The 26968-nt window shown below is 67.5% G+C and carries 28 protein-coding genes and 1 pseudogene; 12 read left to right on the forward strand and 17 right to left on the reverse strand.

The window, feature by feature from the left end; all coding sequences use genetic code 11:
* Positions 1–7 precede the first annotated feature (7 nt).
* Genes G154_RS26700 through G154_RS02360 form a run of 4 tightly spaced genes read left to right on the forward strand, consistent with a single transcriptional unit; the run spans position 8 to position 2406 of the window.
* On the forward strand, positions 8–154 hold the full coding sequence (locus G154_RS26700) for a hypothetical protein (RefSeq protein WP_019510600.1): 147 nt from the start codon (positions 8–10) through the stop codon (positions 152–154).
* Position 155: 1 nt separating this feature from the next.
* A complete protein-coding gene (locus G154_RS02350) occupies positions 156–560 on the forward strand; it encodes a hypothetical protein (RefSeq protein ID WP_019510599.1) in 405 nt (134 codons plus the stop codon).
* Positions 557–1837 (forward strand): hypothetical protein, encoded by a 1281-nt coding sequence (locus tag G154_RS02355; RefSeq protein WP_019510598.1) that lies wholly within the window; start codon positions 557–559, stop codon positions 1835–1837. Before G154_RS02350 ends, G154_RS02355 begins: the two co-directional genes overlap by 4 nt.
* Before the next feature lie 17 nt (positions 1838–1854).
* Complete coding sequence (locus tag G154_RS02360) at positions 1855–2406, forward strand: isochorismatase family protein (protein ID WP_019510597.1); 552 nt, start codon at positions 1855–1857, stop codon at positions 2404–2406.
* On the opposite strand, the gene G154_RS02365 is transcribed toward G154_RS02360, so the two are convergent.
* A complete protein-coding gene (locus tag G154_RS02365; protein WP_019510596.1) occupies positions 2396–2794 on the reverse strand; it encodes a MerR family transcriptional regulator in 399 nt (132 codons plus the stop codon). The genes G154_RS02360 and G154_RS02365 overlap by 11 nt on opposite strands.
* Before the next feature lie 10 nt (positions 2795–2804).
* Positions 2805–4307: a SulP family inorganic anion transporter gene (locus tag G154_RS02370; RefSeq protein ID WP_019510595.1), complete on the reverse strand. Its 1503-nt coding sequence runs from the start codon at positions 4305–4307 to the stop codon at positions 2805–2807.
* A gap of 196 nt (positions 4308–4503) precedes the next feature.
* On the opposite strand from G154_RS02370, the gene G154_RS02375 reads away from it, so the two are divergent.
* From G154_RS02375 to G154_RS02385, 3 genes are all read left to right on the forward strand, one after another.
* On the forward strand, positions 4504–4965 hold the full coding sequence (locus G154_RS02375; protein WP_019510594.1) for a MarR family winged helix-turn-helix transcriptional regulator: 462 nt from the start codon (positions 4504–4506) through the stop codon (positions 4963–4965).
* Positions 4962–5768, forward strand: a complete 807-nt coding sequence (locus tag G154_RS02380) for an ATP-binding cassette domain-containing protein (protein ID WP_019510593.1) — start codon at positions 4962–4964, stop codon at positions 5766–5768. The genes G154_RS02375 and G154_RS02380 overlap by 4 nt, the downstream gene beginning before the upstream one ends.
* Before the next feature lie 64 nt (positions 5769–5832).
* Positions 5833–6573 (forward strand): ABC transporter permease, encoded by a 741-nt coding sequence (locus G154_RS02385; protein WP_019510592.1) that lies wholly within the window; start codon positions 5833–5835, stop codon positions 6571–6573.
* Here the strand turns inward: G154_RS02385 and G154_RS02390 are convergent.
* Positions 6570–7832, reverse strand: coding sequence for a phosphotransferase (locus tag G154_RS02390; RefSeq protein WP_019510591.1), 1263 nt, complete (start codon positions 7830–7832; stop codon positions 6570–6572). The genes G154_RS02385 and G154_RS02390 overlap by 4 nt on opposite strands.
* Before the next feature lie 107 nt (positions 7833–7939).
* Here G154_RS02390 and G154_RS02395 point away from each other — a divergent pair, with 107 nt between their 5' ends.
* Positions 7940–8743, forward strand: a complete 804-nt coding sequence (locus G154_RS02395) for a HugZ family protein (protein WP_019510590.1) — start codon at positions 7940–7942, stop codon at positions 8741–8743.
* A 43-nt stretch (positions 8744–8786) separates the two neighbouring features.
* Entirely contained in the window at positions 8787–9353 is a 567-nt protein-coding gene (locus G154_RS02400) for an orotate phosphoribosyltransferase (RefSeq protein ID WP_019510589.1), read from the forward strand.
* An 11-nt stretch (positions 9354–9364) separates the two neighbouring features.
* Here G154_RS02400 and G154_RS02405 read toward each other — a convergent pair whose 3' ends face one another.
* The 4 genes from G154_RS02405 to G154_RS02420 are packed head-to-tail and all read right to left on the reverse strand — an operon-like array spanning position 9365 to position 13106.
* The gene (locus G154_RS02405; RefSeq protein ID WP_023985021.1) at positions 9365–10390 is read right to left on the reverse strand and encodes an ABC transporter ATP-binding protein; all 1026 of its coding nucleotides are present in this window, start codon (positions 10388–10390) and stop codon (positions 9365–9367) included.
* A 2-nt stretch (positions 10391–10392) separates the two neighbouring features.
* Entirely contained in the window at positions 10393–11160 is a 768-nt protein-coding gene (locus G154_RS02410) for an ABC transporter permease (RefSeq protein ID WP_019510587.1), read from the reverse strand.
* Complete coding sequence (locus G154_RS02415) at positions 11157–11999, reverse strand: ABC transporter permease subunit (RefSeq protein WP_019510586.1); 843 nt, start codon at positions 11997–11999, stop codon at positions 11157–11159. The genes G154_RS02410 and G154_RS02415 overlap by 4 nt, the downstream gene beginning before the upstream one ends.
* A 3-nt stretch (positions 12000–12002) precedes the next feature.
* On the reverse strand, positions 12003–13106 hold the full coding sequence (locus G154_RS02420; protein ID WP_019510585.1) for an ABC transporter substrate-binding protein: 1104 nt from the start codon (positions 13104–13106) through the stop codon (positions 12003–12005).
* A 134-nt stretch (positions 13107–13240) separates the two neighbouring features.
* On the opposite strand from G154_RS02420, the gene G154_RS02425 reads away from it, so the two are divergent.
* Entirely contained in the window at positions 13241–13642 is a 402-nt protein-coding gene (locus tag G154_RS02425) for a TIGR03668 family PPOX class F420-dependent oxidoreductase (protein ID WP_019510584.1), read from the forward strand.
* On the opposite strand, the gene car is transcribed toward G154_RS02425, so the two are convergent.
* The 8 genes from car to G154_RS02465 form a co-directional block, all read right to left on the reverse strand.
* The gene (gene car, locus G154_RS02430; RefSeq protein WP_019510583.1) at positions 13643–17092 is read right to left on the reverse strand and encodes a carboxylic acid reductase; all 3450 of its coding nucleotides are present in this window, start codon (positions 17090–17092) and stop codon (positions 13643–13645) included.
* 138 nt (positions 17093–17230) lie between these two features.
* Complete coding sequence (locus G154_RS02435; RefSeq protein ID WP_019510582.1) at positions 17231–18118, reverse strand: DMT family transporter; 888 nt, start codon at positions 18116–18118, stop codon at positions 17231–17233.
* Between the two features lie 64 nt (positions 18119–18182).
* The gene (locus G154_RS25430; protein ID WP_131701357.1) at positions 18183–19451 is read right to left on the reverse strand and encodes a PE-PPE domain-containing protein; all 1269 of its coding nucleotides are present in this window, start codon (positions 19449–19451) and stop codon (positions 18183–18185) included.
* Positions 19452–19540: 89 nt separating this feature from the next.
* Positions 19541–20539 carry a TerC family protein gene (locus G154_RS02445; RefSeq protein WP_019510580.1) on the reverse strand — a complete coding sequence of 333 codons (999 nt, stop codon included), beginning with the start codon at positions 20537–20539 and terminating at the stop codon, positions 19541–19543.
* Positions 20540–20726: 187 nt separating this feature from the next.
* Entirely contained in the window at positions 20727–21131 is a 405-nt protein-coding gene (locus tag G154_RS02450) for a hypothetical protein (RefSeq protein WP_019510579.1), read from the reverse strand.
* Positions 21132–21153: 22 nt separating this feature from the next.
* Positions 21154–21561, reverse strand: coding sequence for a Rieske (2Fe-2S) protein (locus G154_RS02455; RefSeq protein ID WP_023985022.1), 408 nt, complete (start codon positions 21559–21561; stop codon positions 21154–21156).
* Between the two features lie 30 nt (positions 21562–21591).
* A complete protein-coding gene (locus G154_RS02460) occupies positions 21592–22059 on the reverse strand; it encodes a GtrA family protein (protein ID WP_110807399.1) in 468 nt (155 codons plus the stop codon).
* A gap of 46 nt (positions 22060–22105) precedes the next feature.
* Positions 22106–23011, reverse strand: coding sequence for an SDR family NAD(P)-dependent oxidoreductase (locus G154_RS02465; RefSeq protein WP_023985023.1), 906 nt, complete (start codon positions 23009–23011; stop codon positions 22106–22108).
* A gap of 41 nt (positions 23012–23052) precedes the next feature.
* On the opposite strand from G154_RS02465, the gene G154_RS02470 reads away from it, so the two are divergent.
* Positions 23053–24180, forward strand: coding sequence for a GGDEF domain-containing protein (locus G154_RS02470; protein WP_019510575.1), 1128 nt, complete (start codon positions 23053–23055; stop codon positions 24178–24180).
* A gap of 13 nt (positions 24181–24193) precedes the next feature.
* Here the strand turns inward: G154_RS02470 and G154_RS02475 are convergent, their stop codons facing one another.
* Positions 24194–25003: a dienelactone hydrolase family protein gene (locus tag G154_RS02475; RefSeq protein ID WP_019510574.1), complete on the reverse strand. Its 810-nt coding sequence runs from the start codon at positions 25001–25003 to the stop codon at positions 24194–24196.
* A gap of 74 nt (positions 25004–25077) precedes the next feature.
* On the reverse strand, positions 25078–26709 hold the full coding sequence (locus tag G154_RS02480) for a PucR family transcriptional regulator (RefSeq protein ID WP_019510573.1): 1632 nt from the start codon (positions 26707–26709) through the stop codon (positions 25078–25080).
* Between the two features lie 107 nt (positions 26710–26816).
* Here G154_RS02480 and G154_RS26275 point away from each other — a divergent pair.
* Positions 26817–26968 (forward strand): annotated as a pseudogene (locus tag G154_RS26275) (methylmalonate-semialdehyde dehydrogenase (CoA acylating)); the annotation flags it as partial.

Raw genomic sequence — 26968 nt, forward strand, 5'->3', positions numbered from 1 at the left:
CACGTCGATGACCTATCTGGCCGACCATTCACTGCTGTTGGCGCTGCCGGCTTTTGCGCCAGCGGTCGTGGTCGCGGGCGTCGTCGCCTATGTGGCGATCCGGGACCGGCGCACCCCCGACGACGACGAAGACACCGACGAGGAGAGGACGTAGTGTGCGGTCATTGATCGTATTGGCCACCGCGGCACTGGTATCGGCGGGTTGCAGCAGCCGGCCACCCGACCGTCCCGAGGAGCCGGCCCAGCCCGCCGCGTCCGCGGTCCCGACCCTGACCGACCAGCAGGCGGCACCGGAGCAGGTGCTGCTCGAGGTCACCATCGCCGGCGGTCAGGTCACCCCGACCAATCAGCAGCTGCGGGCCCGTGTCGGTGAGCCTATACTGATCCGGGTCACCAGCGACACACCCGACGAACTGCACGTCCACGCCACCCCCGAACACTCCTTCGAGGTGAAACCCGGTCCGGCACAGACGTTCCAGTTCACCGTCGAGGTGCCCGGAAGGGTCGACGTGGAACTGCACGAGGCGCATCGGGTCGTCGCGACCATCGCGGTGCAGTGACCGTACTGGCGCACGGGCTGGGCGGCTCGACCGACCTGCCCATCCCGTTCACCTACGCGCTGATCGGCGCCGCCTGGACACTCACCTTTACCTTCGCCCTGGTCGCACTGGCTTGGCGCACACCGCGATTCGATGCCGACGCTCCGGGACGTCCGCTGCCCGACATCGTGACCCGCGTGGTCGACTCGGCCATCACCCGCTGGGTGCTGGCCGGTGCCGGTATCGCGTTCACCGTCTGGGTCACCGTCGCGGCCGTGACCGGCCCGCAGGATTCCCGCAATGCCCTGCCCGGGGTGTTCTACGTGCTGCTGTGGGTCGGATTGGTGGCGTTGTCGGCGCTGTTCGGCCCCGTCTGGCGGGTGCTGTCGCCGGCCCGCACCGTCACACGCCTGCTGGGTGTGCGTGGCGCCCGCATCACCTACCCGCCCCGGTTGGGTTACTGGCCGGCAGCGGCCGGGTTGTTCGCCTTCGTCTGGCTGGAGCTGGCCAGTCCCGACCCCGGATCGCTTTCGGCGGTGAAGATCTGGCTGCTGGTGTACTTCGGGATCACCATGGTCGGTGCGCTCTTGTGCGGGCAGCGCTGGTGTGCGCGAGCCGACCCCTTCGAGGTGTACAGCATGGTGGCCTCGCGGTGCGCACCGTGGCGGCGCAACCCGGACGGCCGCATCGCCATCGGCAACCCGTTCGACCGACTGCTGTCGCTACCGGTCCGCCCGGGCATCGTCGCCGTGCTGGCGGTTCTGCTGGGCTCCACGGCCTTCGACAGCTTCTCGGCCATCCCGGGATGGCGCAACTTCGTCGACGCGCACGCCGACGGACAATGGGGAGCCAGCGCCGTCAAGACGGCCGGGCTGGCGGTCTTCGTCGTCACCGTCGGCGTGACGTTCAGTCTGGCGGCCGCGGCCACCGGTGGTGTGGACCGCGCGCGGCGCAGGCAACTGCCGGGTTTGATGGCGCACTCGCTGATACCGATCGTGATCGGATACGTGTTCGCCCACTACCTGACCTATCTGATCGAGAAGGGTCAGCAGACGGTGCACGCGCTCCTCGGGCTGCAGGACGCGCAGGTTTATTACCTGCTGTCCATGCACCCGTCACTGCTGGCATCGCTCAAGGTGGGCTTCGTGCTGCTCGGGCATGTGGCGGGGGTGGTGGCCGCGCACGACCGCGCGCTGCGGGTACTGCCCAAGGGGCATCAGATGACCGGGCAGTTGGCGATGATGCTGGTCATGGTGGGCTACACGTTCCTCGGGCTCTATCTGCTCTTCGGTGGCTGAGCAGTACGGTTGTCTGCATGCGTGCGCTGATCGTGGTGGATGTGCAGAAGGATTTCTGTGAGGGCGGATCGTTGGCCGTCGAAGGTGGTGCCGCCGTCGCCGGTGCGATCACCGGCCTGCTCACCGGTCACGATTACGACCATGTGGTCGCGACCATGGATTTCCACATCGATCCCGGTGAGCATTTCTCCGATACCCCGGACTACCGGGTGTCCTGGCCGCGGCACTGCGTGGTCGGCACCTCCGGGGTGGACTTCCACGAGAATCTCGACCCCGCCGCGGTCGAGGCAGTGTTCACCAAGGGTGAGTTCTCGGCCGCCTACAGCGGTTTCGAGGGCACCGATGCCGATGGCACCTCGCTGACCGATTGGCTGGCCCGCCGCGGTGTGGACGCCGTGGACGTGGTGGGCATCGCCACCGACTACTGCGTGCGCGCGACCGCGCTGGACGCCGCTGCCGCCGGGTTGCGCACGCGGGTGCTGCTACCGCTGTGCGCGGGAGTCGCCGCGGACACCACCGCCGAGGCGGTGACCCTGCTACGGGCGCGCGGCGTCGAGGTCACCGAGTAGGGTCCGCGGTGCCGTAGTCCGACAGTTGTCCGATCAGTTCTTCGGCATAGGCCAGGTTCCGGGCCAACTTCGCGGACGCCTGCCGGGCACGCTCATGACAGTCGGCCAGGTGGCGTCTGGCATGGACCTGCCGCTCGGGGTCCGACGACACGTCACCGATCACGTCGAGGGCGTCGAGCAGCTCACGCATCTCCTCAAGTGTGAAGCCCAGCGGCTTCATCCGCCGAATCGACAGCAGGCGATCGATATCTCGGGCGGTGTAGAGCCGGAAACCACCGGCCGAACGCGCCGAGGGGGTCACCAGACCGACCTCGTCGTAATGTCGGATCGTCTTGATGGACAACTCGGTTCGGGCAGCGACATCACCGATCTGCAAAAGCTCGCCCACGGTACGCACCCTAGTGGGCGGACTCCATGCGACCACTGAGACGGGCATGGCGCTGCGCACTGTTGTCGTTCATCCCGATGATGGTGACATTCTTACCCTTGGCCGCGTACTTGGTGGTGATCGCATCCAAGGTGGCCACCGTCGAGGCATCCCAGATGTGCGCCTGACTCATGTCGATGACGATGTTCAGCGGGTCGGCTTCGTAGTCGAACTGGTATATGAGGTCGTTGCTCGATGCGAAGAAGAGCTCGCCTCGGACAGCGTAGACGCGGGTGTCCGCATCGCTCCCGGCATCGGGGTCGGACATCTCGACGACCTCGGTCAGATGTGCGACGCGGCGGGCGAACAACACCATGGCGGTCAATGTCCCGACCCCGACCCCATAGGCGAGATTGTCGGTGGCCACCGTGACCGCGACCGTCGCCAGCATGACGGCAGTTTCGCTCTTGGGCATGCGACGCAACGTCTTCGGGTGCACGCTGTGCCAGTCGAGAGTGGCCACCGACACCATGATCATCACGGCTACCAGGGCTGCCATCGGAATCTGCGCGACCAGGTCACCGAGGCCGACAACGAGGGCAAGCAGGAACGCGCCGGCCAGGAAGGTGGAGATCCGGGTACGGGCACCCGAGACCTTGACGTTGATCATGGTCTGGCCGATCATCGCGCAACCGCCCATGCCACCGAACAGACCGGTGACCACATTGGCCACCCCCTGACCGATTGCCTCACGCGACTTGTTCGAGGGCGTGTCGGTGATGTCGTCGACGAGTTTGGCCGTCATGAGCGACTCCAGCAGACCCACGACCGCCATGGTCAACGCATAGGGCGCGATCACCCCCAATGTCTGCCAGGTCCACGGCACCTGCGGAATCAGCAGCGACGGCAGGCTGGAAGGAAGCTGCCCCTCGTCGCCGACGTTCGGCACCGACCAGCCCGATCCGATCGTGGCAGCGGTCAGCACGACGATCGCCACCAGTGGGGCGGGGATCGCGGTGGTGATCCTGGGCAGCAGGATCATCAGCAACATCCCGACCGCGACCATCGGATACACCAGCCACGGAACACCGAGCAGGTGCGGCACCTGGGAGACAAAGATCAGGATGGCCAGCGCGTTGACGAATCCGACCATGACGCTGCGCGGGATGAACCGCATCAGACGGGCCACCCCCAAGCCGCCGAGGATCACCTGGATGACACCTGCCAGCAGCACCGCCGCGATGAGGTGATCCAATCCGTGGCTGCGCACCAAGGGCGCGACCACCAGCGCGACAGCTCCCGTCGCGGCGCTGATCATCGCCGGCCGGCCTCCGACCAGGGCGATGGTGACCGCCATGGTGAACGAGGCGAACAGTCCGACGCGGGGGTCGACGCCGGCGATGATGGAGAAGGAGATGGCCTCGGGAATCAACGCCAACGCCACCACCAGGCCGGCGAGGACCTCGGTGCGCAGCCGTCGTGGTGAGCGCAGTGCGGCCAGTACAGACTGTTCCCGCGCAGGGGTGATGGGCACGAGGGCTCCTCGAAAAGCTGGTGATGTGGTGCGCCACGTTGCGCCAGATGTGTTGGACGGAAACACTGTTCGCGCCCGCTTCACCAACCCTACCCCGAGGGGAGAGTTGCGGGGAAATCGGCGAGTCGGATCGACCGGCCGGCCCGCTCATCAGCGCGCCTGCAGATAGCTCTGTAACAGAGGTAATGTGTGGGCCATGCGCACCCGCACCGATCTGGCCGGCGAACTGTTCGGCGTGGTCGGACGATTCCGTCGCCAGCTGCGCCGATCCACGAAAGGCACGGCCGGCGGATTCGACCACGACGGTCTGACCCAGTCACAGACCGAGCTGTTGCGACTCGTCGGCCGCCGCCCCGGGGTGTCGGTGCGCGATGCGGCCGCCGAACTCTGCCTGGCCGCCAACACCGCCTCCACGTTGGTCTCCCGACTCGCCGCCGACGACCTGCTGATCCGTTCGGTGGACAGCAGCGACCGTCGGGTGGGCCGGTTGCGGCTCACTCCCGCCGCGCAGCAGATCGCCGACCGGTCCCGCGAGGCCAGGCGCACCGCACTGGCCGGGGCGCTGGACCGACTCGACGACGACCAGATCGCCGCACTCACCGCCGGACTGAACGTCCTCACCGAGCTCACCCGGATCCTGCAGGAGGACAACCCATGACCGCTGCGGCCATCGACTGTCGCGGGCTCACCCATCGCTACGGCAAGTTCACCGCGGTGGACGGGCTGGACCTGCTGGTCCGACCGGGCGAGACGGTCGGCCTGCTCGGGCCCAACGGGGCCGGTAAGACCACCGCGATCCGCGTACTGACCACCCTCACCCCGATCCAGCAGGGGCAGGTCCACATCTTCGGCCTGGACGCCCGTCGCGACACCATGGACATCCGATACAACATCGGCTATGTGCCGCAACAACTTTCCATCGAAGCGGCACTGACGGGTCGGCAGAACGTCGAACTGTTCGCCCGCCTCTACGACATCGGCCGCCGGGACCGCGCCGCCCGGGTGGCCGAGGCGATCGACGCGATGGGACTGACCGAGGTTGCCGACAAGCCCGCGGGCAGCTACTCCGGCGGTATGGTGCGTCGCCTCGAGCTCGCGCAGGCACTGGTGAACCGCCCCTCGCTGCTGCTCCTCGACGAACCGACCGTCGGTCTGGATCCCATTGCCCGCGACAGTGTCTGGGACCAAGTCGAGCGTATGCAGCAGGACTTCGGGATGGCGGTGTTGCTGACGACGCACTACATGGGCGAGGCGGACGCCCTATGCGACCGGGTGGTCCTGATGCACCACGGCCGGCTGCAGGCCGAAGGCACCCCGTCCGAGCTGAAGTCGACCGTCGGCAAGGATGCCACACTGGAGGACGTGTTCCGCCACTATGCCGGCTCGGACCTCGACAACGCGGCGCCGGCCGGCCTGCGGGAGGTCCGCGCCGCCCGAAGGACGGCCCGCCGTGTCGGTTGATATCCCCGTCCCCCTGATCCGGGCCCCGCGCGGCTGGCGCCGGATACCCGGAATCGGCTCGCGGATGGGCGCATTCGCCCTCGTCGAGGTGCAGAAGCTGCGGCACGACCGCACCGAGCTGTTCACCCGTATGGTGCAGCCCGCCCTGTGGCTGATCATCTTCGGTCAGACCTTCAATCGGCTCGGCGTGATCGACACCGGCGACGTGCCGTATCTGGCGTTCCTGGCACCGGGGATCATCGCGCAATCGGCACTGTTCATCTCGATCTTCTATGGCATCCAGATCATCTGGGACCGCGACGCGGGCATCCTGGCCAAACTGATGGTCACTCCGGCACCACCGTCAGCCCTGATCACCGGGAAGGCGTTCGCCGCCGGGGTGCGTTCGGTGGTGCAGGTCATCGGTGTCGTCGCGCTGGCGTATGTCATCGGTGTGCACATGACGGTGAACCCGTTGCGCATCCTCGGCGCGATGGCGGTAGTGATGCTCGGCTCGGCGTTCTTCGCCTGCCTGTCGATGTCGCTGGCCGGGCTGGTGCGCAACCGGGACCGGCTGATGGGCATCGGCCAGGCCATCACCATGCCGCTGTTCTTCGCCTCCAATGCGCTGTACCCGGTGGAGGTCATGCCCCAGTGGCTGCGCTGGCTGTCGGCGGTCAATCCCCTGAGTTATGAAGTGAATGCACTGCGCGGCCTGCTGATCGGAACGCCCACCAATGCGGCGTTGGACATCGCGGTGCTGGTCGGGTCGGCGGCGCTCGGAGTGCTCACCGCATCGGCGCTGCTGCGTCGGCTGGTGCGTTAGTTGCCCAGCAACCGGTCCAGTGCACCCAGCGGGATCGGCAGCCAGGTCGGGCGGTAGCGCGACTCGTAGCCCACCTCATAGACCGCCTTGTCCAGCTCGTAGGCCACCAACACACCGGCCGAATCCCAAGGATTGAGTCCGCCGACCGAGGCGTACCCGTCGCAGAAAGCCTTGCGGTTGCGCTGCACCCACTCGCGCGCGGCCACTTCGAGGTCGGCGTCCTGGACAGTCAGTAACCGTTGCGAGGCAACGTAATCGTAGGAGCGCAGCATTCCCGCCACATCGCGCAGCGGGGAGTCCGGGCGGCGGCGCTCGGCCAGCGGCTGCCCGGGTTCGCCCTCGAAATCGATGATCAGCCAGCCGGCGGGCGTGTGCAACACCTGACCGAGGTGCAGATCGCCGTGGACACGCTGTTGCGGGGTCGGCTCGTCGGCGACCTGCCGATAGCACTGCTCGATCTGGGCGAGGCGTGCGGCGACCTCGGGCACCGACGCGGCCACCGACCGGGCCCGATCGATCAGCGTCTGTGCCGGGAACGCGGTCATCCGGCTGCCGAGGGTCTCGGCCAAGGACAGGTGCACCGAGGCCACCGCCTCGCCGAGCAGGTGTGACTCCTGAACGAAATCCGCCTCCGCCGAACGCAAATCCTCGGTGCGCCGCTCTGCCACCGACCAGCCGTCGGATGAACCCTTGGCGAAGACGCTCACCATGCCCAGCGTGTACTGCTCACCCTCCCAAGCGATGTCATAGGAGCCGAGCAGTGCGGTGATATGCGGATTACCAGCCAGCGCCCGGGTCAGTTCGATATCGGGGTTGATGCCGGGGGTCAGCCTGCGGAATGCCTTCATGATCGAGTGGTCGCCGAACACCACGCTGGTGTTCGACTGTTCGGCGCCCATACTGCGCACCGGTGTCACCGGACCCCACTGGACGTCGGGTTCGGCCGAGAAGCTGACCGGGCCGATGGTGGCGGATTCGCCGATCAGGCCCAGCAGTCGGCCGGCCACCTCGGGATCGGTGAGGGCGTCGTATCCGGTACGGCCGGCATCGGTGCCGATCGCGGTGTGCTCGGCACCGGAGTCCCAGCGCACCACCACCTGATACCGATCGACGGACCCGTCGGCGTAGTCGACCTCGAGCAGGACCAGGTCGAGGTCCTCGCCGAGGGGCACCACCGTCGGGCGGACGTCGGTCAGATAGCGGCCGCGCCCGCCGTACCACCGCTGTCGGGGTAACCACTGGGCGAACGGCAAGGTCATCGCTTCTCCAACGTAGTCGCGGGGCGGCCCGGATGCCGTGCCCTTCCACCCTCGTACCCGACTGTGCGCCCACATACACCCGCCCCGGGTTTCGGTAGGGTGCCGCTATGGCTGATCTGCGCGACCACGGCGATCCGGGAGACGCCCCGTCGATCCCGCCACCGACGGCCCCGGTGAGCGACGCCACCCGCCCTTCGGCTGCGGAGGAGGCGCGCACCATCGCGGCGTCCACCAACACCGCGACGCTGGCCACCCTGACCTCCGACGGTGATCCGTGGGCATCCTTCGTCACCTACGGTCTGCACGAGGGCGCACCGGTGCTGTGCGTGTCCAACCTCGCCGAACATGGCCGCAACCTCGCCGGTGACCAGCGGGCCAGCATCGCCATCGTCGCCCCCGAGACGCCGGACGACCCGCTGGCATCGGGTCGCATCACGCTGGCCGGTGTGGCCGTGCGGCCCACCGGCGCCGCGCTGGACGCCGCCCGGCAGGCCCACCTCGATGCGGTTCCCGCCGCCAAGTACTACATCGACTACAGCGATTTCACGCTGTGGGTGCTCGACGTGCAGCGGGTGCGCTGGGTCGGTGGCTACGGCCGGATGGACTCCACCACCGGGGCGCAGTACACCGCCGCCGCACCCGACCCCGTCGCACCGCATTCCGCGGGCGCCATCGCCCACCTCAACGCCGACCACGCCGATGCGCTGACGGCCATGGCCAGGGCGCTCGGTGGATATCCCGATGCCACCGCCGCGACCTGCACCGGGGCCGACCGATACGGCCTCGACCTGCGGGTGGACACGCCCCGCGGAATCGCCTACACCCGGGCCGGTTACCTCAAGCCCATCGATGGCATCGGTGAGTTGCGCGCCGCCGCAGTGGAACTGACGCGGCGGGCCCAGCGGGGCTGAACCGTTCTCACACCGCCCCGGCGCGGTGCAATACGATCGCCGTATGCAACGTCCGGACAGCTGGCAGGCCGCCTTCGATCTGATTCGCACCCGTGCCCACGAACGGCGCGAGGAGCCGTTCAAGCTGGTCAGCGGCCAGCTGAGCCATGACTACATCGACGGCAAGCACGCCATCGACAACGGTGAGCGGCTCACCACCGTCAGCCGCGCCGTCGCCGATCTGGCCGCCGCACACGGTATCGAGTTCGACGCGGTCGGCGGGTTGACCATGGGTGCCGATCCGTTGGCCCACGGCATCGCGATCGTCACCGGTGCGGCCTGGTTCTCGGTCCGCAAGGAACAGAAGCAACGCGGCCGCGAACAGTGGATCGAAGGCACCCGGCTGTCCCCCGGTGACCGGGTCCTGCTGGTCGACGATGTGATCAGCACCGGCGGATCGACCAAGAAGGCCTACGACCGGGTGCTGGAGGCCGGTGTGACGGTCACCGGAGTGATCCCGATGGTCGACCGCGGTGATGTCGCGGCCGAACTGTTCGGCGGTCTCGGTGTGCCCTTCGCGGCCCTGGTCTCCTATCGGGACCTCGGCATCGACCCGGTCAAGGCCGTCTGACCCGCGACCCCCTACTCTGCGACGACGAGCACGCCGCCCGGTTCCAACCCCACGGTGACCCGATCGCCCGGCGCGAACGCCCGTGCCGCCGAACTGTTCATCTGGGCATAGAGCGCCGCGCCGTCCGCCGCCGTCACGCTGACCCGGGATATCGCGCCGAGGAACGACACCGCGACCACCGTCGCCCGCCCCGCCGGATCGGCCTGCACGGTCACCGATTCCGGGCGCACCATGGCCACACCGGCGCCGTCCACCGAGCCGGGTAGCGCGGGGACCGACACGTCGAGCAGGCCTGCCGTGCCGCCGGACACCGTGGCCGCCACCTTGTTGCTGAGCCCGACGAAATCCGCGACGAACGGGGTTGCCGGGTGGGCGTAGAGCTCTGCCGGCACCGCCAGTTGCTCCAACCGGCCGGCGTTCATTACGCCCACCCGGTCGGCAACGGCCAGCGCCTCCTCCTGGTCATGGGTGACGAACAGCGTCGTCGTCCCCACCTCCAGCTGGACCCTGCGGATCTCGTCACGCAGCTGGGTGCGCACCTTGGCGTCCAGCGCCGAGAGCGGCTCGTCGAGCAACAGCACCCGCGGACGCACCGCCAGCGCACGTGCCAGCGCCACCCGCTGCTGCTGACCGCCGGACAACTCGTCGGCATAGCGCCGCGACTGGGCAGACAACCCGACCAGTTCCAGCATCTCGGCCGCCCGCGACCGCCGTTCGCCGGCACCAACCCCGCGCATCTTCAGCCCGAAAGCGACATTGTCGAGCACCGTCAGATGTGGGAACAGGCTGTAGGCCTGGAACACCATCCCCATATCGCGCTTGCTCGCCGGCACCCCGGTGATATCGCGGCCGTCGACGAGCACCGATCCCGACGTCGCCTCCTCGAGGCCGGCCAGGATGCGTAGCGCGGTGGTCTTGCCACAGCCCGACGGCCCCAACAGTGCCACCAACTCCCCCGGTTCAATGCGCAGGTCAAGCCCGTCCAGGGCGTTCACCGTCCCGAAAGTGCGTGTCAGATCCTGTAATTCAACAGCCACGCTCATGAGTGTCCGCGCCGCCTCTTCCGTCCGGTCAGCAACGACAGCCCCAACAGCAGTCCGAAGCCGAAGATCAACGTGGCCAGCGATGCCGCCACCGATGTCGGGCCGTCACTTCGGCCGAGTTCGACGATCTGCACCGGCAGCGTCTGGAATCCGGACAGTGAGGCCACGGTGTACTCGCCGAGCACCACGGCGATCGAGATGAAGGCCGCCGACAGGATGCCGGTGCCGATATTGGGCACGATCACCCGCACGATCGTCGACGTCCAGCCCGCCCCCAGCGACCGGGCCGCCTCCGACAACGTCCGCAGATCGATCGCCGACAGCGCCGAATCCAGCGCCCGGTAGGCGAACGGCAGCACCAGCACGATGTAGACGAAAGTCAGCGTCAGCGCCGACTCCCCGAGCAGGTAGGTCACCCACAGGTACACGTTGCGCAGCCCGACGACCACCACCAACGCGGGAATCGTCAACGGCAGCAGGCACAGAAACTCCACCAACCGATTCGCCCACGGGGCCCGCAGCCGAACCCAGATCATGGTGGGGACCAGCAGCGCCAGCATGGCCGCCACGGTCAGCACCGACAGCAGCAGCGAGGTGACGATCGCGGTCAGCAGCGCCTCATCGGTGACCAGATTCGCCCAGGCCGCCATGGTGCGGCCGCCGCCGAACGGGTCACGGGTCGCGAAATCGGCCATCGCATAGAGCGGGAACAGGAAGAAGGCACCGAAGGCCAGCCACAGCAGGATGCGTACCGGTCGGATCATCGCAGCCACCGGGCGGTCCGGCGCACCAACAGGTTGTAGGCGATCATCACGATGGCGACCACCACGATCATCTCCACGGCAAGGGCATAGGCCAGCCCGGCCTGACCGAGCACCACCTCACTGGTCAACGCCGCCCGGATCAGCAGCGGCACAATCGGACTGCCCTGACTGACCAACGCCGCCGCGGTGGCATACGCGGCGAATGCGTTGGCGAACAACAGCAGCGTCGAGCCGAGAAAGGCCGGCGTCAGCAAGGGCAGTGCCACCGCACGCCAGTACTGCCAGGTGCTCGCCCCCAGACTCACCGCGGCCTCACGCCACTGGGCGCGCAGGCCCTCCAGGGCGGGCAGGAACACGATGACCATCAGCGGGATCTGGAAGTAGGTGTACACCAGGATCAATCCCGGCAGGCTGTACAACCAGCCGCCCGGCGCGATGTTCACACTCAACAGGTGCTGTAACCACAGCGTGAGCACACCGTTGATACCCACCGTCGCCAGGAACGCGAAAGCCAATGCGACACCGCCGAACTGGGCCAGCACACTGGACAGGGCCAGCACGGCGCGCCGGATCAGCGAGCGCGGCGGGCTGCTCAGGATCAGCCAGGCCAGCACCGCGCCGCCTACCGCCCCGATCAACGCGCTCGAAGCCGAGAGCACCAGACTGCGCACCAGCGCGGTCAGCGGCGCCTGGCCGAACAACGCGCCGACGAGTTCGAGGGAGAACCTGCCGTCCACGACGAAGGCGTTGACGATGACCGTCACGGTCGGGATCAGCAGGAAGACCGTGACCACTGCCAGGAACGGCAGCAGCGGCAGGGTCTGCCGGAGGTAGCGCACTTCTCAGCCGATGGCCTTGGCCCAGTTGGCTTCCAGATACTTCGTCGCGGCCGCGTTCTGCTCGACGGTGACGAAGGTGGCCGCACCGTCGACCGGGGGCAGTGTGCCGTATGTCTCGCGATCGATGGTGCCGTGGGTGACCATCCAGTCCGCGCGCACCGGCCGTGCGCCACCGCCGAGGTACAGGTTCTGCCCCTCGTCGCTGTACAGGAACTCCTGCCACAGCCGCGCTGCCGCGGGATGCGGCGCGTCTTTGTTGATGGCCTGGAAGTAGTAGCCCGCCACCGCCGCGTTGGGTGGGATGACGACCTTCCAGCCCGGAACCTTCTTGGACTGTTCGACATTGAGGTAGTCCCAGTCCAACACCACCGGTGTCTGCCCGGAGGCGATGGTGGCCGGGGTGGGGTCGACCGGCAGGAAGTTGCCCGCCTCGTTGAGTTTCCGGAAGAACTCCACCCCGGGGGCGATGTCATCGGGGGAACCGCCCTGGGACACGGCGACCATCATCACGCCGGAGAACGCGGCCCCGGCCTGGGTCGGATCACCGTTGAGTGCCACCTTGCCCGCGAACTCGGGCTTGAGCAGGTCGTCGACACCGGCAATGGTGGGCACCTTGGTGGAGTCGTAACCGATGGACATGTAGCCGCCATAGTCGTTGACCCACAGACCGTCTGGATGCTTGAACGAGTCCGAGATCTCACCGAAGTGCTCGACCTTGTACGGCGCGAACCTGTCGGTGTTGGCCAGTGCCACCGACTGCCCGAGATCGAAGACATCCGGTGCGGTACTGCGGCCCTTCTGCTGTTCTGCGGCGTTGATCTCCTCCTGGCTGCTGGCGCCGGGTTGAGCCGAATTCACCTTGATGCCGTACTTGTCACCGAAGGTCTTGATGATCTGGCCGTAGTTGGCCCAGTCATCGGGCAGGGCGATGACGTTGAGTTCGCCCTCGGCCTTGGCCGCCTCGATCAGGCCCTGGATACCGCCGAAATCGGCTGCCGAGGTGGCGGTGCGGGCATCGCTGCCACCGCCGTCGGTGGCCTGGTCCTTCTCCGGCGGTGCACAGGCGACCAGGCCCGCCCCGACGAGCACCGCCGCGGCGACTGCCATTCCTCGTCGCTGCGTGCGACCGGTCGACGAAATCAACATGTGGGAACCTTCCGATGGGCAGACGACCGGTTGGTGGCCGTGACCTGACATCTCGGTGAACGAGGTCCGACGCTACCGGGTTCTACGATCGGAGGATGGCCGAACCGCACGCCCTGTTCGCCGGCGCACCCGTCGCCGCGTTGTCCACCGCCGACGACCACGGGGTGCCGCATCTGGTGCCGGTGGTCTTCGCCGTCGAGGGCGACACGGTGTACACGGCGGTCGACGCCAAGCGGAAGTCCACACAGCGCCTGCGCAGGCTGGCCAATATCGAGGTGAACCCGCGGGTGAGCCTGCTGGTCGATCACTACGATGACGACTGGTCGGCGCTGTGGTGGGTGCGCGCCGACGGCACGGCCACCGTGCATCACGACGGTGAGCAGATGGCAATCGGATACGGGCTGCTTCGCGCGAAATACCCGCAGTACGAACGCACCGCGCTCGACGGCCCAGTGGTGGAGATCAAAGTCCACCACTGGGCCGTCTGGCAGGCCTGATTACAGCAGGCCGAGCAATTGCAGGTCGGTGACGTACTTGACGATCACGTCCCGGCTGACATGCGGAATATCCTTGTCCGGGCCGATTTTCGCTTCCTGCACCGCCGTGCGGAACACATCGGTGGGTGCCATGGCGCCGTTCACCGGCTGGCCCGGGGTGGTGTAGTTGTGCAGCAGCGGCAGCAGTGAGGCCTGCCGTTGCCGGTCCGGCAGCGTCCGCAAGGTGGCACCGAACTGCTCGAACCACGCCTGGTAGTCGTCGATACGCCGGATCGGGTGTCCCGCGTCGACGAGCCAGTCGACGAACTCGTCGAGACCGAGACCGTCATCGTGCGGGTTCATCACGTGGTAGGTCTCGAATCCGTCGGTGACATCGGCACCGAGGGTCGAGATGGCTTCGGCGATGAACTCGACCGGCAGGCCGTCATAGTGGCTGCGCTGCCGATTGCCCTGGGCGTCAAGCTGATTGAACGACTTCGGGGCGATGCCGGTGGCCACCAGGCTCAGCATCATCCTGGTGAACATGTCCGGCAGGTTGAGCTGACCGGCGTAGCTGGTGTCGGCCAGGATCATATCGCAGCGGAACACCGAGACCGGGAGCCCGAACTGCTCGTGTGCCTCGCGGAGCAACACCTCACCCGCCCACTTGCTGGCCCCGTACCCGTTGGCGTAGCTGTCGTCGAGCACCCGGGTGGCGCTGATCTCGCGGATATCGGCGTCCTCGACGAAGCGCCCCGGCTCGATACCCGCCCCGACACCGATGGTCGAGACGTACACGAACGGCTTGATGCGGGTGGTCAACGCGACGCGAATCAGCTCGGCGGTGCCGAGGGCATTGGGCCCGAACAATTCGTTGTAGGGCAGCACGTGGTTGACCAGGGCCGCCGGGTCGACGATCAGGTCGACCGTGTCGGCCAGCCGCTGCCAGGTCTGGCGATCCAGTCCGAGATCGTGCTCACCCTTGTCGCCGGCGAGCACCTCCAGGTGTTTGTCTGCCAGTTCCCGGTAGTGCGCAACGAGTTTCGGGTCACCCGTGTCGAAGGTGGCATCCAGGCGGGCGCGTGCCTCGGCATCGGAGCGGGCCCGCACCAGGGCGATCACCTTGCCGTCGACGAGGTTCATCCGTTCCAGCCACTCCAGGGCCAGGTAGCGGCCAAGGAATCCGGTGGCGCCGGTCAGCAGGACGGTGCGGACATTGGTCGCCGGGCCGGCGAGATCGCCCGCGGCCGCCAGTGTCTCGGCATCGATGAACTTGTCCAGGGTCAGGTCGGCGGCCCGAGCCACCGTGGCGTCCTTGCCGTGCACCGAGGCGAAGCTCGGCCGCAGGCCCGAACCGGAGCGCTGCGTCTCGATGTGCGCGGCGATGGAGGCCAGATCCGCTGTCGGACTGACGATCACGCTGACCGGCACCTCGACGTCGAAGATGTCGGCCAGCAGGTTGCCGAACGTCAACGCCGACAACGAGTCACCACCGAGATCGGTGAAATGCACATCGGGTGCGATATCGGAGCTGGCGGCGCCGAGCAGTGCCACGGCGGCACGGCCCACGGTCTCCAGCACCGGCGCATCGGCACCGGTGGCCCGTAGTGCCTGCAACTCGCCGGCCTGGCCGTCGGCCAGATCGGTGTAGAGCTGCTCCAACTCGGCGCCGTAACGCTCCTTCAGTTTCGGCCAAGCCAGCTTCTTGATCCCGGTCAGCAGCCCGTTCTCGGTGGTGAACTCCTGTGTCTCGACCAGGAAGTCGCGCGGGAGTTCGTAGCTCTGCAGGTCAGCCTTGCGCGCCGCCGCCTTCAGGGCGTCGGCGATCTCGGCCTTGGTGGCAGCGGGGTCGGTGGGCACCACCACGGCCAGCAGGTAGGGCCGGGCGCTGTTGCCGTAGATGTAGATCTGATGCACCAGCGGCGCGGTGTTGAACACCGCTTCCAGCTTGGAGACGGTGACGAACTCACCCTGGGACAGCTTGAGCACATTGTTGCGCCGGTCGATGTAGGCGACCTGGTCGGGGCCGAGCTCGGCCACGATGTCACCGGTCCGGTAGAAACCGTCCTCGTCGAAGACCGACGCCGTGACCTCGGGGCGCTTGTAGTAGCCCGGGAACAGCTGCTCGGAACGGATCAGCAACTCGCCGCGCGGATGTGGCACATCGGTCGAGTGATAACCCAGTTCGGGAACATCGACCAGCTTGTACTCCAGCACCGGCGGCCGGCTGATCTGACCGTCGACGAAGACCGCACCGGCCTCGGTCGAGCCGTAGCCCTCGACCAGGTGCAGATCCAGCAGCCGCTCGACCCATGCCTTGAGTTCGGGGGAAATCGGCGCCGATCCGGTGAGCGCGCTGACATAGCGGCCGCCCAGCAGATTGGTCCGCATATCGGCGAGAATGTCGGCCTCGGAGCCGCCGTGGGCGGCGCGGCTCTGATAGTCCTGGAACAGCATGTCCCACACCCGTGGGACGAAGTTGAGCTGTGTCGGGCGCGTCAGCGCCAGATCCTCCAGCAGTGTGGACAGATCGGCTCGGGCGGCGAAATTGACCACGCCGCCACTGGCCAGCGATGCGTAGAGGATGCCGCGTCCCATGACGTGGCTCATCGGCATGAAGCTCAGCACGATCGCCGGAACGTGCCCCTGGCGGGCATCCCAGTGCGAGTTGATGGCCGGTCGCCAGATGTCGGCGACCTTGCCCTGCGGGTACATGGCGCCCTTGGGGGCGCCGGTGCTACCGGAGGTGTAGATCAGCAGCGAGAGCGGATCACCCTCCTGCGCCGGGATCGCGACGTCCGGGCGTTCGGCTCCGGCTGCGATCACCTCGTCGAGGGTCGCCAGGGTCTGCCCGTCGAGCCGGGCCGTGGCGGCGGCGATCGCCTCGCGGTCGTCGTCGACGGCGGGGTTCTGGTCGAAGACCACCACGGTCGCCACACCGGACTCCAGCGCCAGCGTCACGGCGTCATCGAGATGGTTCACATCGGAGGCGATCAGCGCCGGTTCGGTCTCAGCGACGATCGGGGCAAGGGCGGCGGCCGTCGCACTGGTCTGCAGCGGGACCGAGACCGCCCCGAGCTGGGTCAGGGCGATGTCGATGACCGTGAAGTCGACGCTGCCGAAACCGAGAATGGCCACGCGGTCACCCGGGCGCACGGTGTCGGACCAGGCGTTGGTGACGGCACGGACGCGGTCCCACAGCTGTCCGTAGGTGATGGTCTCGAAGTGGCCGAGGAGCTCGGCACGGGTGCGTCCGGTGGCTTCGTCGGTGACCAGTTGGACGGCACGGCTGCCGAGCGCGGGCCGCTCGGCGTACCCGGTCAGAACGGTGCGGATGATCTCGGGCAGGCGCATCTCGGGAGCGGCGACGGCGTCGGCGATGGCGGGGTCTGGTGCCGCGGCGGCGAACTCGGGATCGGTGGCGTACAGGTCGGCCAGGCGCTGCTGGTCATCAAGATTTTCGGCGAACATCACACTTCCTCGGATCTACTCACGACGTATTGCAACGGCCGGGGACCTCATCGTCCTCACCGACCAACGCGTACAACGTTAGCAAAACTAAAGATATGCCCGACCGCCACAAGCTGCGGATTTCCTGCCAAAAGGCTGTCAGGATCGGTGTGCCTGGGCTTCCAACCGTTCCTCGTAGGCGCCCTCGTCACGGCCCAGCGCGATGGTGGCCGCGGTCATGGCCAGGACGGCGATGGTGAGCACCACGGTCTCCCACCGGTTGGCGTTGAGGGTTTCGCCGAGGAGGAACACGCCGAACAACACCGCGGCGATCGGCTCGACCACAACCATGGTCGGGACCGACGTCTGCAGCGATCCGGCGTGGAACGCCGACTGCTGCAGCAGGGTGGCGAGTACACCCAGCGCGACCAGTGCGTAGGGCACCGGAGTCGCCAACACCGCGACTGCACTTCCGCGGTCCAGCAGGAACATCAGGATCTTGGTCAGCACCGCGACCAGACCGAACATCACGCCGACCGCGACCGCCAGGGGCACCGCACGTTTCCAGCCGGTATGGCGTACCGCGAACACCACGCATCCGATCACCAGCACCGAGCAGATGGTGATGACGACAGCCACCGTCGGCGCCGGAGCCACCTGCTCGTTGACGCGCGGGTGGGCCAGCGGGACGAACACCGCCAGGGATGCGGTGAGCAGCAGCGCCCACAACCAGGCGCCGCGTGTCACCCGCCGGTGCGCCAACCGGGCGCTGAGCGGGAGGGCGAACAACAGCGCCGACACCAACAGGGGTTGGACGACGATGAGCGATCCGTTGTCCAGCGCCAACGCCTGGAAGACGAACCCGGCCACAGCCGCGGCCGTCCCGGCCCACCACAGTGGACGTCGCAGCAGGGTCGCGAACATGACGGTGCTGACACCGTGTTCCTCGGGTACGTCGAGCGTCGCACGCTGCCGCACCACGATGCCGATGGCGGCGAAAATCGCTGCGCACAATGCGAACACAACGACGAGCAGCTGGTCGATCACCGGCGCGGCCTCATCGTCACGCCACCACCCTAGGTGGTGACGACCGCCGATGCCCGGGCCGCTGCTAGCTCTCTCCGGCGGGCGGCTCCGGTGCCGTGTCCGCCCCCGACGGCCCGCTCGACGCGGCCCTGCCCGGCTCGGGTTCTTCCGGCGTGCGCACCTCGATACCGTCACCGCCCTCGTGATCCGTCTCGTGGCCTGCAACGTCGGCAAGGCCGGTGGGGTCCGCGGGGTCTGTCGGGTCGGCAATGTCGGTGTCATCAAGCGACTCGGTCTCGCGCCCGGCCGTGTTCACCCGCGCACCGAACCCGGCCCGCAGCCCGCGGGTGCGCTCGACGATCGGGGCCGACGAATCCACGGCGGTGGTATCGGCCACCGGTTTCGGCTCGAGTGCTGCCGGTGCCGGCTGTGCCGGGGCCTGCGATGCGAACATCGCGCCGAGCGGCGGAAGGAGCGCAGCTCCGGTCGGTCTGCTGTAGTCGGAGCGGTCGTATCCGAGTTCGACCAGTGCCCGCAGCGGCCGCTCGATGGCGTCGAGCAGCAGATCCGGCAGTATCCCGCGAAGGGGCATCAGCAGCGGCAGGCGTTCGGTCGGGATCAGGTAGTAGGTGGTGTCGCCGCGCTGCTGGTAGTAGTGCGGGTCACCGGTGTCGATGCTCGACAGCGCCGTCGCGTCGAGATCCTGGGTTCCGCCGTGCAGATAGATGATGCCGAGGATCGCGTTGGCGGTGGCCAGCAGGTTCAGCGGATAGGTCGGGAAGTCCGCCCACCCGTCGTACTGGCGGGCGATGTCCACCGTGGTCCCGGCCCCGGGCTGCGGGTCGCGCACCACCGGGGTCGGACCGCTGAAGGTGATGTCCAGCAGTGGCACGTACAGGCCGCCGAACCGCGCCATGATCCCGCCGTTGGGCCGCCCCGGATTCTCGACGAGGACGTAGTTGACACCGTTGGCCCGGTGGCCGCCCTTGTAGGCGGAGGCGACCACCGCGCCCTGCGAGTAGCCGAACACGGTGTCACCGGCGACCGGCTGCTCGCCGAGGTTGGCCACCCCACGCCCGACCGAGGTGTTCCAGGTCGCGTCCCGCAGGCCACCGGAGGAGAACGGTCCGATGGCCGCGGGGTAGTCCACCTGCCGGAAATCACCTGGCGCGCTCAGCCCGGCGCCGGTGTACATATCGGTGGCGAAATCCTGCGGTGACTGGTGCCCGGTGGTGTTCCCGATCCGGGTGCCCTCCAGGTAGTAAGTGCTGCTCGCCAGCACCGGGGCAGCCTGCGACAGTCCGACCGCCAGGGTCAGCACCGAGGCCAGCCCCACGACATGTGTTCTGGACAACCCGGCTCCGCTCGCTCGGAACAACGATTTCGCCGGATGCTACTCCGAGAAAGTTTGCTGAGCGGCGGATCGCGGGTCGTCCGAACGGCTTAATCCGTTTTCTGCTTCGAGGGCTCGTCATTCTTTTTGTCGACCACCCTTGTCTTGTACAGGCTGGCGACAGTGGTGATGACGAGCGTGACGATGATGACACCGAGGCTGGCCAGCGTCGGGATGGTCGGCACATGCACGGGTTCGCCACCGTTGATGAACGGCAGCTCGTTCTCGTGCAGGGCGTGCAGCACCAGCTTCACGCCGATGAAGCCGAGGATGAACGACAGCCCCTGGGACAGGTAGACCAGCCGCTTGAGCAGATCGCCGAGCAGGAAGTACAGCTGGCGCAGACCCATCAGTGCGAACACGTTGGCCGTGAAGACCAGGTAGGGCTCCTGGGTCAGGCCGTAGATGGCCGGGATCGAGTCCAGCGCGAACAGCAGGTCGGTGGTGCCCAGCGCGATGATCACCAGGAACATCGGGGTGATGACGCGCTTGGAGTTCTCCTTGACGGTGAGCTTGAGCCCGTGCCATTTGTCGGTGGTGTTCAGGTAGTTGCGCGCGAACCGGACGACACCGTTCTCACCGTCGTCGTCGTGGTCGGTGTCCTTGGCCAGCTTGATGGCGGTGTAGATGAGGAAGGCACCGAAGATGTAGAACACCCACGAGAACTGTTCGATGGCGACGGCGCCGAGCGCGATGAAGATGCCGCGGAAGATCAGCGCCAGGATGATGCCGACCAGCAACGCCTGCTGTTGGTAGATCCGCGGCACCTTGAAGCTGGCCATGATGATCAAGAAGATGAACAGGTTGTCCACCGAGAGGCTGTACTCGGTGAGCCATCCGGCAAAGAATTCGACACCGTACTGGCTGCCGTGGAACGTCCAGGTCCAGATGCCGAAGGCGATCGCGAGACCGACGTAGAACGTCAGCGCGATCGAGGTTTCCCGGGTGGACGGCTCATGCGGCCGGCGGCCGAACACGAGGATGTCCACCAGCAGGACGCCCAGTGTGACGGCGAGGGTGATGCCCCACTCGAGGGTGGACACGTTCATATATTCAGGACCTCCGGTCGTCGATCAAACGGCCGAGGTCTCTTCCGCCTGCGCAACGTGACGCGGGCCCGCGGCACCGGTCGTCCGAATGTGAACGACGTGATGACGACACCGCAGCGCAGGAGTACTCCCCTCGTGGCCGATTCTGTCAGACGTTCCCGTCCTGAGCGAATCGAACCCTGCCCGGTTACCCCTCGCCGGCGGTCGCGGTGCTCGTGACCGTGCTCGTCTGGAAGGGGTCGACGAAGAACGGGTTCTCCTCCGAGGTGGTCTCGGTGGTGGTGGTGCTCGTGGTCTCGTCGGTGGTGCTGGTGGTGGTGGTAATCGTGCTTGTGGTGGTGCGAGAGGTCGTCGTCCGCGACGTCGTCGGTGAGGAGGTCGTCGGTGAGGTGGTGCGGGACGTGCTGGTGTCCGGATACACCTGGGGTCCGCCGGTCGGATCGACCGAGCTCTCCGCAGTGTTCAGCACCGCATAGATCAGCACGCCGATGGCCAGCACGCCGGCCACCCCGGCGCTGACGATCGCCCAGGATTCCTCGTACCAGGGAACCGGCGTCTCGGCGCCGGCCCGGTCGCCCGCATCGTCTGTCACAGGCGCTGATGGTAACGACGTTTCACCCCCTGACGACCGAATCGCCCCGCACGACGACATCCACCGGGGTGAGCGGTCCGTGGGCCGGGCCCGTGAGCACCGCGCCGTCCAGACCGAAACTGCTGCCGTGGCAGGGACAGATCACCTCCGCACCGGTCACCTTGGACACGGCGCAACCGGCATGCGGGCACACCGTCGAGAAGCCCCTGATCCGACCGGGTTGTTCCTGGGTCAGCACGATGCCGTCGACGACGAGTGCCGATCCGACCGGCACATCGGCGGTCTTGGCCAATTCGGTGTTCTCGGCCGGCTCGCTGGGCGTCTGCGGGGCGGCCGAAGGAGCCTCCGCGGATCCACACGCCGCGACCGCGCCCAGCGCGCCGACCGCCATCGCGCTCCCGACCACCATCTGCCTACGCCCCAGGGTCATAGCGGTCATTCTGCGCCCGGGACCGCCGTCTCAGCGGCGAAACACCACCCATCGCATCGCGCTGTACATGAAGACGGCCTCGCAGCAGCCTGCCGATAATCGCGCCAGGTGGTACTGCAATCCGGCCGCGACCAACGAGGTCGGCAGCGCGACGATGAACAACAGGTAGTTGATCGCCACCACCGCCGCATAGACCGCCAGCTGTGGGCCGACGGTGGCGTGGGAGCGGAAGTTCAGCGTGCGGTTGAGGACGTAGGCCAGCGCGAAGGCGCAGACGTAGCCGACCGTCAAGGCCACCGGCAGCGGCGCGTCCATGCCGCTGTAGAGCAGGGTGAGCAGGGCCATGTCGATGCTGAAGGTGAAGCCCGCGATCAAGCCGAAGCCCAGAAAGGTCGGCGCGACAACCGAACTCAGCCCCCATGGCAGCCGGCCGACGATTGCCGCACAGATCCGGTGGAAACGTTCCACCCGACCGCCGGGCACCGTTTCGGCCGTCACGGCCACCACTGTGGCATCGGCAGGTGACGGCGTCGTTATCGGTGCGCTAACGGATGGCGAGGGTGGTACCCGTCTCCTGTTCAGCGAACTGGACCAGCCGCGCTGCGGCGGCGTAGTCACAGGCTTGCACGGATCGGCCGATGAGCACCGGCACCCCCTTGAGTCCGAATCGACCGTCCACCCCGACATAGCTGCCGGGCGGGATCGGCTCGGTGATGCAGTACAGCGTGGTCGCCGCCCCGGCCGCGGCGTCGTTGGCCAGGGGGCCGGCCACCAACTTCACGCCGCGGGCCACGAGCCTCATCACCGGGGTGTCCGACAGCGCAGGCAGATTGGAGTCGACCCAGCCCGGGTGGGTGAGCTGGCTGGTGATCGGCGATCCGGCCTCCCGCAGCCGGCGGTCGAGCTCGAGGCCCCACAGCATGACGGCGAGTTTGGACGCCGCGTAGGCGCCCATCACGGTCCACTTGTTGGTGCGCAGGTGCATGTCCGACAGCCGCAGGGTCGCCGACTCGTGTGCCTGGGAACCGACGTTGATGATCTGCGACCGCACGCGGTCGAGCAGCAGGTTGGTCAGCGCGAACGGCCCGAGCAGGTTGGTCGCGATGGTCGCCTCGAACCCGTCCGCGGTCTCGGTGCGGTGCTGGAACAGCGCGCCCGCGTTGTTGATCAGGATGTCGAGGCCGTCGATACCTGCCTCGACGAGGCGGGCCGGAAAACCCCGCACCGACGACAGGTCGGCGAGATCGAGTCGGACCACCGAGGTGCGGCCCCCGATCTCCTCGGCGCGTCGAGCGCCGAGTTCGGTGTTGCGCACCGCCATCACCACATGTGCGCCGGCGCCGGCCAGAGCCGCCGCGGTCGCCAGCCCGACACCGTTGGTGGCTCCGGTCACCATCACCGTCTGTCCGGTCATATCGCCGAGCCGAGCAGGGTTCCATGAGAAGGCCATAGACGTCAGGTTAGCCGCGCTGAATTTTGGTACCGTTCGCTATGCTTCACGGGCGTGACCAGCGCGATCATTATGACTGGCTGACCGCATATCTGGCCGCCAGAGATCTTCAGGTGCCCACCTCGCGCGTCGTCGCCGCGCTCATCGGATCCCTGGGTGTCATCTCGGTGCTGGTGACGGCGATGAGCTCCGGTCTGCAACATTCCTTCCGGTTCGCCCTGGCGGTCGTGCTTTTGGTGGTGTGCACCGCGATGGTGCTCATGTGGTCGCGGTCGGACTGGCCGCCCAGGTGGCAATCCCAGGTGTGTCTGGCCGCCGGGACCGTACTCATCGCCGCGACGTGTGTCTCCGATCCCGATCCGGTGCTCGGGTTGCTCGGCTCGGTCGCGTTCACAGTGACCACCGGGTATGCCGTCATCTTCCATTCCCGGAGATGGCTCATCGGGGTCTGGGTGGTCCAGTTGGCGACCCTGATCGTGCTGGCCTGGCGGCTGGTGTCCATCGACTACGGCCTTGCGGTGGCCAGCGTCGTGTTCGTGGTGCTGATCAATGCTTTCATGGTCTTCGCGTGCGAATTGGTCCTGCGGCTCATCGGGTCGGAGAAGCCGCACGGTGAGATCGAACCGCTGACCGGTCTGCTCAATCGCGACGCCTTCTACGACAGCGTTGCGACGCTGATCGGATCGCGCAGCCGCCACGACGACCGGTACCTGATCCTGATCGTGGTGAATCTGGACAGCTTCTCGCTGCTGACCGCGATGTCCGGCAAGACCGGTGGTAACCGTGCCAGGGTCGCCATCGGACAGCGTCTGCGTGAAACGGTGCGTGGCGACGCGGTGATCGGCCACCAGGGTGATGCGGAGTATCTGGTCGCCGACGTGTTCACCACCCCCGACCCGACCCCGCTGGCCGAGCGCATCCTCGGCACCATCAAGTCGGCGCCGTATCAGCTGACCGCCAGCCTCGGCGTGGTCAGTACTCCGCTCAAGCCGCTGACCGAGCAAGCCTCCCATGACGTGCTCGACGAGTTGCTGACCATCGGCACCGGGGCGATGTACGAGGCGCGCAAGTCCGGCGGAAACCAGTTCCGGCTGCTGCTGTCCCCCGCGTTGGCCAGTACCGACGGCGATGATCCCGACGACCGGCCGGAGATCGAGCGCTCGGCCTGACGGTCCGCCCGGCTCAGCCGACCAGCAGCCTGCTGCGGAACAGCTCGAGCACCTGGTCCAGCGCGGCCCGTGTCGGGGTGCCCGGCTTGTCGATCAGATGCTCGGTGAGCACCGAATGGGCCGACATCATCGCGTCGGGATTGGCGTCCGAGCCACTGAGCTCCACTGCGATGAATCCGTCACCGAGTTGTTCACGCAGGAAATCGAATCGTTGGGCGGGCACCATCGTGTCGGAGTCGAAGCGCAGGCCCAGCACCTTCAGACCCCGGGCGCACCGTCCCTTCACGATCTCCAGGTCGGCGGGCGAGATGTCGATGGAGTTCTTCTGCGCGGCGGTCAGCGCTATGGGCATCGACGGCTGCGACAGCACCGGTGCGAGCAGGATCTCGTCGGTGGCCATCGCCAGGGCGTAACCGCCGGTGAAGCACATGCCTACCGCGCCGACCCCCGGACCGCCGCAGCGCGTGTACTCGGCACGGGCCAGCGCGCGCAACCAGCCGACGACCGGTGACGTGCGGCCAGTGGCCCAGGTGGTGAACTCCTTGCTGATGCAGGCCGGCACCATCGAGGTGGCCAGCGCCTTCACCCCGGCCAGCTTGCTCGCGTTGGGGTCTCGGCCCGGCACCCCGAACAGGTGGGGCAGCACGGCGGTGCAGCCCAGCTCGGCGACCTGCCGCGCGAAGGCCGCGACCTTGGGGGTGATGCCGGGCATCTCGGCGATCACGATGACCGCGGGACCGCTGCCCTTACGGAATACCGTGCGGGTCTTACCGTCATGGGTGAACTCGGTGCGGTCGAAGTCCGCGAGATCGTCATCCGACACGGCTGTGCTCCTCTGCTGGCGAACCGTTCGACATCCTCGGCCACAGTATGTCTGCCGTCATCGGGTGGCCGTCATCAGGTGTAGGGATCGACGATCTCGGCGTGGGCCGGTTCGGTGCTGATCTCGACGGGGCGGCGCAAGCGCTGGGCGTCGAGCACCATCAGCGCGACGTGCAGCGAGGTGCGTGACTCACCGTCGTCGAGGTCGACACCGAGGGCGGCCTCGATCGCGGCGAGCTTCTTGTACAGCGCGGGCCTGCTGATGTGCAGTCGCGCGGCCACCGCCGCCTTGTTACCCGCCAACCGCAGATACTCGCCGAGCACAACGATATTGGCCTGATCGCCGGCCAGCAGCGCCTTGAGCTCGCTCTCGGCGAACGCCTGCACGCGGTGGTCGCTGCGCAGCAGCGCGATCAGTCCGCGTAACCGGACGTCGGCGGCGCGGTAGTACGGACGGTGCGCCTCGTTCATGGCCAGCGCGACCTCGGCGATGTGGGCGGCCTCCCCCATCCCGTATATCGCATCGATCACCCGGTTGACCGAATCGCCCACTGCCAGTGCGCTGTCCGGCACGGCCTCGACCCGGCGGATCTCGCGGCGCAGCTCGGCCCCCAGCGCGCTCAGCGCACTGTCCGCCGGTTGGGTGACGCTCAGGGACAACACCATCCAGATCTCACCGTCGCGCCGCACGGAGAACAGTCCGGTATGTCCGGAGGCGTTCACCGCGTGCATGACGGTGTCCAGCAGCGAGATGTTGTGGCGTTGCCCGACAACGGGATCGGTGGCCGGGATGGGCCGGTCGATGCGGACCGCGGCCGGCACGTACCGCGCGGAGGACCGCAGGCCCAGCGCGTGTGCGCGGGCGGCGACCTCGGCCTCGTCGGTGATGCGGCTGCGCAGCACATCGTCGATCAGTCCGGTCTGGGCCTGGTGGGTGAGCCCGGAGCGGTCCCGCTCGATCATCCGGTGCAGCGCCAGCGCCACCCCGGCGCGCTCCAGCACCATCCGGGTGCGTGACGCGTCGGCGGATCGGCGCGGCACGATCAGGCGTCCCCATTCCTGGGTGCGCGGACCGACCGCGGTCGTGGTCCAGTGTTCGGCCTCGGCGGTGCGACGGGATCGCTGCTCCCAGTCCCGCAGCAACACCGCGGTGGGCCCTCCCCCGGGGACGCCGGCCACCGCGAGCACCCGGTGTGCCAGATCCTCGAGGACGACGGGCTCGTCGAGCATGCCTGCCGCGGCCTCCACGATTCCCTCCAGCGAGGCACGCTTCATGCTCAGGTCGGTGAACGTCTCGTGCACGCGCCGGTCGAAGTCGACCCGGTCGAACTGGTCGGTGACGATCATCCGGTGCACCGCCTCGGTGATCTCGACGAACCGCACCTCACGGTGCAGCGCGACCAGGGCCAGGCCGAACTCCTCGGCGTAGCGCCCGGCGTCGGGGGGTAGCGCCGCCTCGCCGAGTTCGACGACGATGCCGAGCACACCGGCGGCGGCCATCCCCTGCAGATAGCGCCGCGGGTCGGCGCGTAGGGCGGCACCGGTGGTCAGCACCAGCTCGCCGCCCTCCACCAGGGCGGACAGGTCGGCGATATCGCTGACGTGCACCCAGCGGATCGGGTCGTGGAAGCGGCGCGCGCTGAGCACCTCGGGCTCTCCGCGGTGCAGTACCGGTAGGCCGATGACATCGGCAACGGTCAGCTCCATTTACACACTGTAACTACATAGGCGAAATCGGAGACATTTTGTCGGGGTCGGACTGTGCGCTGGGTCCCACACTGAAGTCACCACCCACAGAAAGTGAGCGCATCGCGATGCAGGCCACCATTCAGCACTGGCTCAACGGCACCTTCTTCGAAGGCACCTCGGGGCAGACCGCGCCCGTGACGAATCCGGCGTCGGGTGCGGTGACCGGTCAGGTCGCCCTGGCCTCGGTCGAGGATTCCCGGGCAGTCATCGAGGCCGC

This window comes from Mycobacterium sp. VKM Ac-1816D (assembly GCF_000416385.1).
GTDB lineage: Bacteria > Actinomycetota > Actinomycetes > Mycobacteriales > Mycobacteriaceae > Mycobacterium > Mycobacterium neoaurum_A.

What these genes read in the sequence shown, in the direction of transcription:
- G154_RS02375 (WP_019510594.1), top strand. Translation starts at nt 4,504, where the DNA reads ATGCGCACCCGCACCGATCTGGCCGGCGAACTGTTCGGCGTGGTCGGA.
- G154_RS02380 (WP_019510593.1), top strand. Translation starts at nt 4,962, where the DNA reads ATGACCGCTGCGGCCATCGACTGTCGCGGGCTCACCCATCGCTACGGC.
- G154_RS02470 (WP_019510575.1), top strand. Translation starts at nt 23,053, where the DNA reads ATGCTTCACGGGCGTGACCAGCGCGATCATTATGACTGGCTGACCGCA.
- G154_RS02385 (WP_019510592.1), top strand. Translation starts at nt 5,833, where the DNA reads ATGGGCGCATTCGCCCTCGTCGAGGTGCAGAAGCTGCGGCACGACCGC.
- G154_RS02445 (WP_019510580.1), bottom strand. Translation starts at nt 20,539, where the DNA reads ATGAACGTGTCCACCCTCGAGTGGGGCATCACCCTCGCCGTCACACTG.
- G154_RS02455 (WP_023985022.1), bottom strand. Translation starts at nt 21,561, where the DNA reads ATGACCCTGGGGCGTAGGCAGATGGTGGTCGGGAGCGCGATGGCGGTC.
- G154_RS02390 (WP_019510591.1), bottom strand. Translation starts at nt 7,832, where the DNA reads ATGACCTTGCCGTTCGCCCAGTGGTTACCCCGACAGCGGTGGTACGGC.
- G154_RS02360 (WP_019510597.1), top strand. Translation starts at nt 1,855, where the DNA reads ATGCGTGCGCTGATCGTGGTGGATGTGCAGAAGGATTTCTGTGAGGGC.
- car (WP_019510583.1), bottom strand. Translation starts at nt 17,092, where the DNA reads ATGTTCGCCGAAAATCTTGATGACCAGCAGCGCCTGGCCGACCTGTAC.
- G154_RS26700 (WP_019510600.1), top strand. Translation starts at nt 8, where the DNA reads ATGACCTATCTGGCCGACCATTCACTGCTGTTGGCGCTGCCGGCTTTT.
- G154_RS02395 (WP_019510590.1), top strand. Translation starts at nt 7,940, where the DNA reads ATGGCTGATCTGCGCGACCACGGCGATCCGGGAGACGCCCCGTCGATC.
- G154_RS02480 (WP_019510573.1), bottom strand. Translation starts at nt 26,709, where the DNA reads ATGGAGCTGACCGTTGCCGATGTCATCGGCCTACCGGTACTGCACCGC.
- G154_RS02425 (WP_019510584.1), top strand. Translation starts at nt 13,241, where the DNA reads ATGGCCGAACCGCACGCCCTGTTCGCCGGCGCACCCGTCGCCGCGTTG.
- G154_RS02420 (WP_019510585.1), bottom strand. Translation starts at nt 13,106, where the DNA reads ATGGCAGTCGCCGCGGCGGTGCTCGTCGGGGCGGGCCTGGTCGCCTGT.
- G154_RS02400 (WP_019510589.1), top strand. Translation starts at nt 8,787, where the DNA reads ATGCAACGTCCGGACAGCTGGCAGGCCGCCTTCGATCTGATTCGCACC.
- G154_RS02465 (WP_023985023.1), bottom strand. Translation starts at nt 23,011, where the DNA reads ATGGCCTTCTCATGGAACCCTGCTCGGCTCGGCGATATGACCGGACAG.
- G154_RS02410 (WP_019510587.1), bottom strand. Translation starts at nt 11,160, where the DNA reads ATGATCCGACCGGTACGCATCCTGCTGTGGCTGGCCTTCGGTGCCTTC.